The organism is bacterium, assembly GCA_037147175.1.
Lineage (GTDB): Bacteria > Cyanobacteriota > Vampirovibrionia > Gastranaerophilales > UBA9971 > UBA9971.
Map to the genome: position 1 here is coordinate 1 of JBAWVS010000071.1, position 9102 is coordinate 9102.

Consider the following 9102-nt stretch of genomic DNA (forward strand, 5'->3'; position numbering starts at 1 on the left):
AGTGCTTTCGCAAAAAATATTTCATTTCTTAATTACTTTTTCAGAGCACTATAGCCAAAACCGGAGCCCGTGAAGTATTCTCAGTTATAAACCCAAAAAAGAAGACCGCCTGTAAAGCGGTCAAAATTTTAAATTTTTATATTTCTTTAAATTTTTCAGTATCCTTAATGGAGCTGTAATATAGAACACCTGCTATTATGAGGACACCTGCCAGCCCCAAAATATCATAAAAACTCATGGTTTCTCCTTTTCAAGTTTATTTATAAGTTTTACTATATATTCATCTCTTTTAAAACAGCCTTTAATTATTATCAAAATAAAAATAAGTCCCAAAATAAACATTATAAGTTCAATTAATCCCTCTTTAATTTTAAAGACAAGACTTGTAGTGCCTGTTGCTAAAAGCAAAAAGACAGTCCATTGGGCATTTCTTAATTGCACTTGATAATTAATTTCTTGTTTTAATTTTTCCATAAATAAATTATATTATATATTTTTAATTGTGGCATCAATTTATAAACACAAAAAAATAAGACCGCCTGTAAAGCGGTCGGGGGTCTGTTTATATAGTTTATTGAGTTATGGGGTGTGGGGTTTTAAATTCCTGTTCTAAATTGTTGATGCCGTGCCCAAAATAAAGAATATTTAATTGCTCTTTAACCCTTTCAGGATCTTCTTGTACCATCATCAAAGCGGTGTAAGCTTCTTTAGGAGAAATAACTCCGTTATAAAAATCAACACAATCCTGAAAAATTAGCCAGGTAAGAAATTTCCCGGGAGTAATTTTGCCGTAAGGAGCAACAAAATCAATAACATAACCTAAAGGACCGGCTTGCTGAGGAAGCAGAGCGCCGTCATTATCCTGATCAAAAGCTTTTATGTAGACTGAAGCATAAGCCAGACCGTATTTATAATCAGGAACACTTGTTTCTTCATCAACGGGCATATAGGTGATATAAGCGGATGCTAAAGCTTCTTGGGCTTCGTTTCTGGAAGCTTCTTCAAGCCCGATTTCACCGTTCATAAATTGTCTTACTTTTTTGTCGGCGATTTTTTTGATTTCTTCATAGTATTTAACCACGTTATGAGCGGCATTAGCGCCTCTGCCTTCAGAAGTTTCCGCGTTGTAAGGTCCGTGCAAATTATTGATTAAAATCATCCCTATATCTCCTCTATCCCACTAAACTACGTTTTTTTATCCCCAAAAAAGGACTGTTTATTAAAAATAAAAAATTCAATCCCTTTATATTAATATAAAAACAAGCGCACCGAAAAAATTGCCCTTTTTGAAAAAATTTTTTTAAATAATTTAAATTAGATGAAAATTATTTATATTTTTGCCACTCTGAGTTTTCTGTATACTAAGCCTCTTTTGGCATTACAGCTTCTTTTATAATTTTAAGCAACTTTTGTAATCCTAAATATTTTGACTCCCTTAGTTAATTGTCATCCTGAGCGAAACGAAGGATCTGCCCGCCTAAGAACAAAACTTATAAGCCAAATTAACCTGTCATTGCGAGGAAGCTCAAAGAGCTGACGCGGCAATCCATCCGGACTTTAAAACCAAATAGATTTTCACGCTCCTGTTAGTCGCTCAGAATGACAAATAAATGGTAAAATCCTGATACAGCTTTAATATCAAAATTCTTGACAAAGAAAAGAACAATTATTGTTTTGTTAATTAACTCAAATCGCCAAATCGCCAAAATCGTCATTGCGAGCATAATGAAGCAATCTATAATAAATAAAATAGATTGCCACGTCGAGTCTAAAGCCTCTCCTCGCAATGAAGGATATATTTAATTAGAGATTCAAGTTAGTTATTTGCCAAAATTATTTTAGATGTATAATTAATTAAATCGTGTCTTTTACTATTATAAATAGTATTTATAACTCACGTTTAAAACAGCTAAGAGGAGAAAAAAAGTGAGCTTTTTACCAAAAGTTAGTCGTGTCTTTAGTGCCGCTTTCGTTGCACTAATCGGACTACTGGCTGCATCAATGCCTTCAATGGCAAGTGAAGCAGATCTTGTAGTTCCAAATTTATCTCAAAATCCGGCAAGCTTCCATTTATTACTTATCGGAATGGGTGTTTGCGTAGCAGGATTAGTTTACGGGCTTGTGGAATATTTCAACGTAAAAAACAAACCTGCCCACAAATCAATGTTGGAAATAGGAAACCTTATTTTCGAAACCTGTAAAACATACCTTATCCAACAAGGCAAATTTTTATTAGTACTCGAATTATTCATTGCAGCATGTATCGGATTTTATTTCGGATTTTTGCAGCACATGAAAGCTTATGAAGTAGCTGCAATCCTTGGAATGTCAGTTGTAGGTATTCTCGGTTCCTATTCAATCGCGTGGTTCGGAATCAGAATGAACACTCTGGCAAACGCAAGAACCGCATTCGCTTCACTCACAGGAAAACCGTTCCAAATAATGCAGCTTCCTTTAAGAACAGGAATGAGCATCGGACTTTTACTCGTAAGCGTTGAACTTTTAATAATGCTTGCAATTTTACTTTTCATACCTGGACACTTAGCAGGCGCTTGCTTTATCGGTTTCGCAATCGGTGAATCACTAGGCGCAAGTGCATTAAGAGTAGCAGGCGGTATCTTCACAAAAATCGCTGATATCGGTTCTGACTTGATGAAAATCCAGTTCAACATCAAAGAAGATGATCCTAGAAACCCGGGAGTTATTGCTGATTGTACAGGCGACAACGCAGGCGACAGCGTAGGACCTACGGCTGACGGCTTTGAAACCTACGGTGTAACAGGCGTTGCACTTATCAGTTTTATTCTTTTAGGCGTTCACGAAGAATTAAAAATCCCTTTACTTACATGGATATTCGTAATGCGTTATTTAATGATAGTAACATCAGTCGTATCTTACTTCTTGAATAACTTAGTATGCGAATCATTATACGGCAAAAGCAGCAAATTCGATTTCGAAATCCCTTTAACTTCATTAGTATGGGTAACATCAGTTTTATCTATCGTAATGACTTTTGCAGTAAGCTACTGGCAGTTAAGTACCTTCTCAAACAACTTGTGGCTGGTACTTTCAATAATAATCAGCTGCGGAACATTAGGAGCTGCGTTAATTCCTGAATTAACAAAAGTCTTCACAAGCACAAACTCAAAACATACCAAAGAAGTTGTAACCGCATCAAGAGAAGGCGGAGCATCCCTAACAATTCTTTCAGGACTTGTATCAGGAAACTTCAGCGGATTCTGGATCGGTTTATCAATCGTTGCTCTTATGGCTGGCTCATATTTCGCAAGCCTGCATCACCTTGACGTTATAATGATTTACCCTTCAGTATTTGCTTTCGGGCTTGTAGCGTTCGGCTTCCTCGGAATGGGACCTGTAACAATCGCCGTAGACAGCTACGGACCAGTTACAGACAACGCGCAATCAGTATATGAACTTTCATTAATCGAAGAAATTCCTAACATCGCCGAAGAAATCAAAAACGACTTCGGATTCGAGCCTGACTTTGAAAACGGCAAAAAATTGCTGGAAGAAAACGACGGCGCAGGAAATACATTTAAAGCCACCGCAAAACCTGTTCTTATCGGAACAGCTGTTGTCGGAGCAACCACAATGATATTTTCACTGATTCTTGTAATCAAAAACACACTCGGAGTAAGACCAGAAGACCTACTTAACCTGTTAAATCCTTTCACATTGTTAGGATTGCTTTGCGGCGGAGCGGTAATATACTGGTTCACGGGCGCATCTATACAGGCAGTATCCACAGGAGCTTACAGAGCAGTAGAATACATTAAAAAGAACATCAACTTAGACGTTGCAGGCGGCAAAGCTTCAACCGAGAACTCAAAAGAAGTTGTTAAAATCTGTACAGTGTACGCCCAAAAAGGTATGTTCAACATCTTTATCGCATTATTCTCGTTTGCACTGGCTTTTGCCTTCTTCTCCGCGCCGTTTATGACCGGAGCAAACAAAGAAGCACCTGTTGCTTTCTTCGTAAGCTACCTTGTAGGCATCGCATTATTCGGCTTATACCAAGCAATCTTTATGGCTAATGCCGGCGGATGTTGGGATAACGCTAAAAAAATCGTCGAAACAGAACTTTGTGAAAAAGGAACACCTCTTCATGAAGCTACAGTTATCGGCGACACAGTAGGCGACCCTTTCAAAGACACTTCATCAGTTGCAATGAACCCGATTATCAAATTCACAACGCTTTTCGGACTTCTTGCAATGGAAATCGCAATCGCAGAAGCTTTCAGACCTTATGCACCTTATGCTGGGGCTTTCTTCTTCGTGGTTGCACTGGTATTTGTATGGAGATCATTCTATGATATGCAAATCCCCGTTCTCCCCGAAGCTGCTGAAAAAAAAACTGAAGAACTAGCTAACGTATAGACTATTAAAAGAATATACACAAAGAGGCGGACTGAAAAGCCCGCCTCTTTGCTTTTCTATCCCAAATTTTCCGAAAATATTAAAAATAAGGCAATTCTGATAAATCCTATGTTTTTAATATATTAGAAGGAATTTTAGGAAGAAATAAAACTTATGAACCAAACCATATTAAACAAAGTTACTTCAAGTTTTAACACCCCGATAAACAAAGAAAACGAGCAGAATCCACCGCGGATAAACTCGCCAAAACTAAAGCAGCTTGAAAAAGACACCGTCTCTTTCAGCGCAAGACCTTCAACAAAAAAGATTCAGCACTTTTCTTTAGATATTTTAAAAGCCATTCCTTTTTCCGAGAAAACTCAAAGCTTAAGAGCAGAGGCAGAGCATATATATAACTTTGGAAAAGGCAAACTCTCAGCATTTAACGACCTTTGCCTCGATATTTTTCCCAACGGAGCCAAGACAACTAGAATTAAGAGTCCCAGATCAATAGAATCAAAACTCAGGAACAAAATAAAACAAAATCAGACTAGAGACAAAAATTTAATGAATATTATAGGCGACCTTGCCGGAGCGCGCGGAATAACCGACGGCTCTCCGGAGGCAACAGACAAAATCGTTAATAATCTTGTTAAAAAAATTGAAGAAAAAGAACTTCAGATAACTTCGATAAGAAATTACAGGGGAACTTATACAGCGCCGTATTTTTCCCAAAAACATATAGATTTAATTACGGAAGCAAACAGAAAAGCAGGAAACAAAAACATAAAAATACTCAACGGAACCAATTCCATCAAAGAAAACGGCTACACCGCAGGCCACATCACGGGTATAACAAAAGACAAATTAAACGTGGAACTCCAGATTAAAGGAAAACTGGTCAACAAAATCGATGAATCGACGCATATAATCCACGATCTTTTCGTTGCAAAAGACTCTGCCTGCATCAATTCTCGTAGCAAAAGAAAGCTTTTGGAGCCTGTAATTAAAGCATATAACTCATTATCACCTGCTAAAAAAGACAAATACAACAAGTATCTGAATGCTTGCTATCTCGAGGCAAGAAAAGCAGAAATTAACAACAAAAAACTGGTTTTGCCGCAGCTTATAAACGAAATCCCCGATTGCTTAAACCTTGATAAACTCTGGGATATCGCCCAACAATTCAAACTGTATTAACCGCCACGCCATTACGAGGGAGCTCAAAAAGCTGACGCGGCAATCCATTCAACCAAAACCGCCCTCAGGAAAACAATTTTTGATAATCGGGAATATCCATAAATATCCACTCATAAAGCATTCTGGAATCCCCCATGGGCAACTCCTGAAACGACTCAAGAATCCGCCCGAAACTGATATCGTAAAACTTAGGCTCTGTTTTTATTCCGAAAGCTTCAATTTTGGCTTTCGAAAAACTTTTTGCCTCGCTATTCCAAACATCTGCATAATTCAAACCCGTGCTGACGCAGTGAGGAAGATGGATTTTAGTTTTCGTATTTTCAAAATCCCTTGAAATCAAGCCATATGTCCTGCAAATAATAGGACGATAGCTATAAATAGAGCATTTGTCATTTTCAAGAAACGGACAGACATAAAAAAAATTATGAACATTCGAGTCATTTTTTAAGAAATTTTGCCTGTTTTTGTATATTTCATGGGCTTTATCTTGCAGGTTCTTTATTTTTTCCTGCGAAAAATGAAGCTCAAGGCCTTTTTTAAGATACTTATATTCAAGCTCAAAAAGTGGATAATACCCCTTTGTACAGCAAATCCCGCACCCTGCGCTGCATTTAATAAAATCTTTCTGCTCGTCAAAATAAGAATTTATTTCCTCTGTAAGTTTTGCAAGCTTTAACTGATATTTTTCAAGCACTAAAATTACCTGCATATAAGTGTTTCGATATTATATTAAATGAAAATAATTAAAAAAAACAGGGCGAAAAGCAAAAAAAAAACCTTTCGCCCTATGAGAGAGTTAGTAGGGAGACCTTGTAATAGTAAATATATTGAGGTCGGCAAAGCCGTCTTTCAGACCGTCACTCCCGCTACGCAAGAGAATGAGTTTGGTCTTCCAAGCCGGCAAAGCCGTCTTTCAGACCGTCACTCCCGCTACGCAACAGTACAAACAAGTTTAGCAAGGGCATGAGCCAGAACTGTTTTTGCGCCGTAGACATAAAGTCCTCTAACTGCAGTATCGAAGGAATCATGAAGCCTTAAAGACTCGATTTCGACTACCTGAGAAGCAAAAGTAACGGCATCATTGGTTCCCGCAAGCACATAGAACTTACCCGATGTAGCAGTAAAATTAGTGCAAACAAGAACGTCAAGACCTGCAATCTTACCAATAGAGCCTTCTTTCAAGGTTTTATCACCTGTCTGATTAGCCTGAATAAATTCGGGAGCCTGAATCAAAAGAGCTTCAATGTCGGGATTGATGACAATCCATGGTTTTTGCCCTTTAGAAGTCGCATTAGCTTTCTTAAGCGCTTTTGCAATCGCCACAAAGTTGGTATAAATGTTGTCTTTAGTTAATGCAATAGGCGTAGAATCAGTTCCAATAATATTTCCTGAAGGCACATCAACATGTTTGCCGAGCAAAAACGAGTCTTTCGCCAAATCAATCGCCACTTTTGCCCTTTCAAGATACCCTGCCATAATATCGACATTTGACTGGGCTTTTGAGATATCGTCAACTTTAAAAGCAAAATACTTTTTCTGATCGATTAAAAGCGTGTCAGTGGGAGAAGTAAGGTCGTCATAAGTAATAGAACCCGAGTAATCTTTGACGGTAACATCCCCAAAAGTCCTAATATGTACAGTATCGCCGGAGTTTTTAATTTCACCCTCATAATTTCGGTTGACGCACTGCATCATAACGCCTGACTTGTCGAGAAGCGCGGTTAATTTTTGCGACCACACTTCAGAGATAAAATTTGATAAATCCTGTGTCATAATTAATTTTTCCTTTCTTAAAAAAATTTATACCCGAACTACTTAATCAGCCCTTTGTTTAACTGCTCAAAAATCGTCTTTTCGTTCCTGACAAAGTCATCAGGGGACATTGACTTAATTTCAGAGCGAGTAAAGATTTTATTCGATTGATAATGAGGAACAGCGGAGTTCACCGCGGAAGTCATACGCGCTTTAGCAGAATCATTCTGGTTTTTCAGATTCAAAGCATCGTCATAACCTGCCCTGTAGATGTTTGCCATATGATCCATGGCATCATGAAACCCCTGACTTCTCAAACTCAAATTCGGATCCAAATCCAGATCGATAAAAGCCTGAATAGCCTCTTTAATAACGGGAACAGCGTACAAATCGCCGTATTTTGCGTGAACTTCCCTGATAAGAGCCTCGTTATCCAACTGAAGATTCAAGTGATTATTGACTATTTGCTGCTTAAGCCAGTTATTTGCCGCATCAACTCCGGAAGCATGAAAAATATTTTCATAGGTATTTTTCATTTCCTGAGTAATTTCTTTAGGGCTAAAAGAGTTTTGAGGGGTTACGGCTTGCTGATTATTAGCAAAATTGGCTCTAGAAGCCCCTTGCTCTGCCTTTTGCTCTTGTCCGTATTGACTTGAAACTGCCTGTCCTTGAGGGGACAACTGACTTTGTGCGGGGATTTGCGCTTTTCCACCTGAAAACACCTCCATTTGATTTTGATTTAAATTATTCATAAAACCTCCTTTTTTTGAGTACAAAAAAGCCCCCGAACTCAATAAAGTCGGGGGCTTATAAAATTTAAAATATTTATTTATTTTGATAATCCACTAATAATTTTTCGATTTCAGTGTATTTTTTCTTATGTGCTAATTTTATATTTGAAGGGAGAAACAAAGGCTTTTTAGTTATATCAGCGTTTTTTTCAAGCAGCATTTTTACAACTTCAGCCTGATTTCTTCTTATAGCGATTCTCAAAGGCGTGTATCCTCTTACATAAGTTAGTCCCTTATTAGGATTAGCTCCTTTTTTTAATAATAAAACAGCGATTTCAGGCTGATTTTTATAAATTGCTATATAAAGAGCAGACTCTCCTGACGCACTGGTATTTGGGTCTACACCTTTTTCTATCAGCAATTTTGCAACTTCAGGCTCTTTTCCTACAATTGTGTAAAGCAAAAGGGGAATTCCCATAATTTTGGTATTTATATTTGCGCCTTTTTCTATCAACAATTTTGCAATTTCAGGCTGCTTTTCTGAAAAAGCGTATATAATTAGAGGCATTCCTGCATATTTATTATTTACATTCATCCCTGCATCAATAAAAAGACCCAAAGTATTAATATCGCCCTCTTTTATGCAATTTATTGCCTGTGTTGCGCTTTCATAATTTAAGCTTGAATCTGCTAATTGCCTTCTTGCTTCTTCTTTTGAAACCGCAAAAACAGAATTTGCACAGAAAAAGAACAAAAATAAGCTTAAAATCGTTGTTCTAATAACAAAACTTTTTAATTTCATATATTTATTCCTCTTGCAAAGCTTCATTTACTCTGGTAATAACGAATTCCTGACTGTTTTCAGGGTCGTAACAGTTAAATTTAATTGAAGGCTGACGATTTACAGCCTGTGTTTTATCAAAAATAGCTTTTACTTCAATAAATTTACCTGATTCAAGCGTTAATTCCTGTTTAGGCAAATCGCTAATATTACTTTTAGCTTCTTTTTTAATATTATTATTTTTTACAGATAATTCTGTTA

At 37.2% G+C, this 9102-nt stretch carries 9 protein-coding genes; 2 read left to right on the forward strand and 7 right to left on the reverse strand.

The annotated features are described in order from the left end of the window. Positions 1-234: 234 nt before the first annotated feature. Together WCG23_12305 and WCG23_12310 are read right to left on the reverse strand one after the other, a co-directional pair. Positions 235-474 (reverse strand): hypothetical protein, encoded by a 240-nt coding sequence (locus tag WCG23_12305; GenBank protein ID MEI8390650.1) that lies wholly within the window; start codon positions 472-474, stop codon positions 235-237. 97 nt (positions 475-571) lie between these two features. Next, positions 572-1159 (reverse strand): hypothetical protein, encoded by a 588-nt coding sequence (locus WCG23_12310; protein ID MEI8390651.1) that lies wholly within the window; start codon positions 1157-1159, stop codon positions 572-574. Between the two features lie 767 nt (positions 1160-1926). Between WCG23_12310 and WCG23_12315 the strand changes: the two genes are divergently transcribed. Further along, complete coding sequence (locus tag WCG23_12315) at positions 1927-4398, forward strand: sodium-translocating pyrophosphatase (GenBank protein MEI8390652.1); 2472 nt, start codon at positions 1927-1929, stop codon at positions 4396-4398. A 153-nt stretch (positions 4399-4551) separates the two neighbouring features. After that, positions 4552-5577, forward strand: coding sequence for a hypothetical protein (locus WCG23_12320; protein ID MEI8390653.1), 1026 nt, complete (start codon positions 4552-4554; stop codon positions 5575-5577). A 64-nt stretch (positions 5578-5641) separates the two neighbouring features. Here the strand turns inward: WCG23_12320 and WCG23_12325 are convergent, their stop codons facing one another. From WCG23_12325 to WCG23_12345, 5 genes are all read right to left on the reverse strand, one after another. Continuing rightward, a complete protein-coding gene (locus tag WCG23_12325; protein ID MEI8390654.1) occupies positions 5642-6271 on the reverse strand; it encodes a YkgJ family cysteine cluster protein in 630 nt (209 codons plus the stop codon). A 236-nt stretch (positions 6272-6507) separates the two neighbouring features. Next, positions 6508-7350, reverse strand: a complete 843-nt coding sequence (locus WCG23_12330; GenBank protein MEI8390655.1) for a hypothetical protein — start codon at positions 7348-7350, stop codon at positions 6508-6510. Positions 7351-7388: 38 nt separating this feature from the next. Then, positions 7389-8081: a hypothetical protein gene (locus WCG23_12335; protein ID MEI8390656.1), complete on the reverse strand. Its 693-nt coding sequence runs from the start codon at positions 8079-8081 to the stop codon at positions 7389-7391. Between the two features lie 73 nt (positions 8082-8154). Continuing rightward, positions 8155-8862 carry an ankyrin repeat domain-containing protein gene (locus WCG23_12340; protein MEI8390657.1) on the reverse strand — a complete coding sequence of 236 codons (708 nt, stop codon included), beginning with the start codon at positions 8860-8862 and terminating at the stop codon, positions 8155-8157. A gap of 4 nt (positions 8863-8866) precedes the next feature. After that, the coding region (locus tag WCG23_12345; protein MEI8390658.1) for a hypothetical protein at positions 8867-9102 on the reverse strand (236 nt) is incomplete at its 5' end.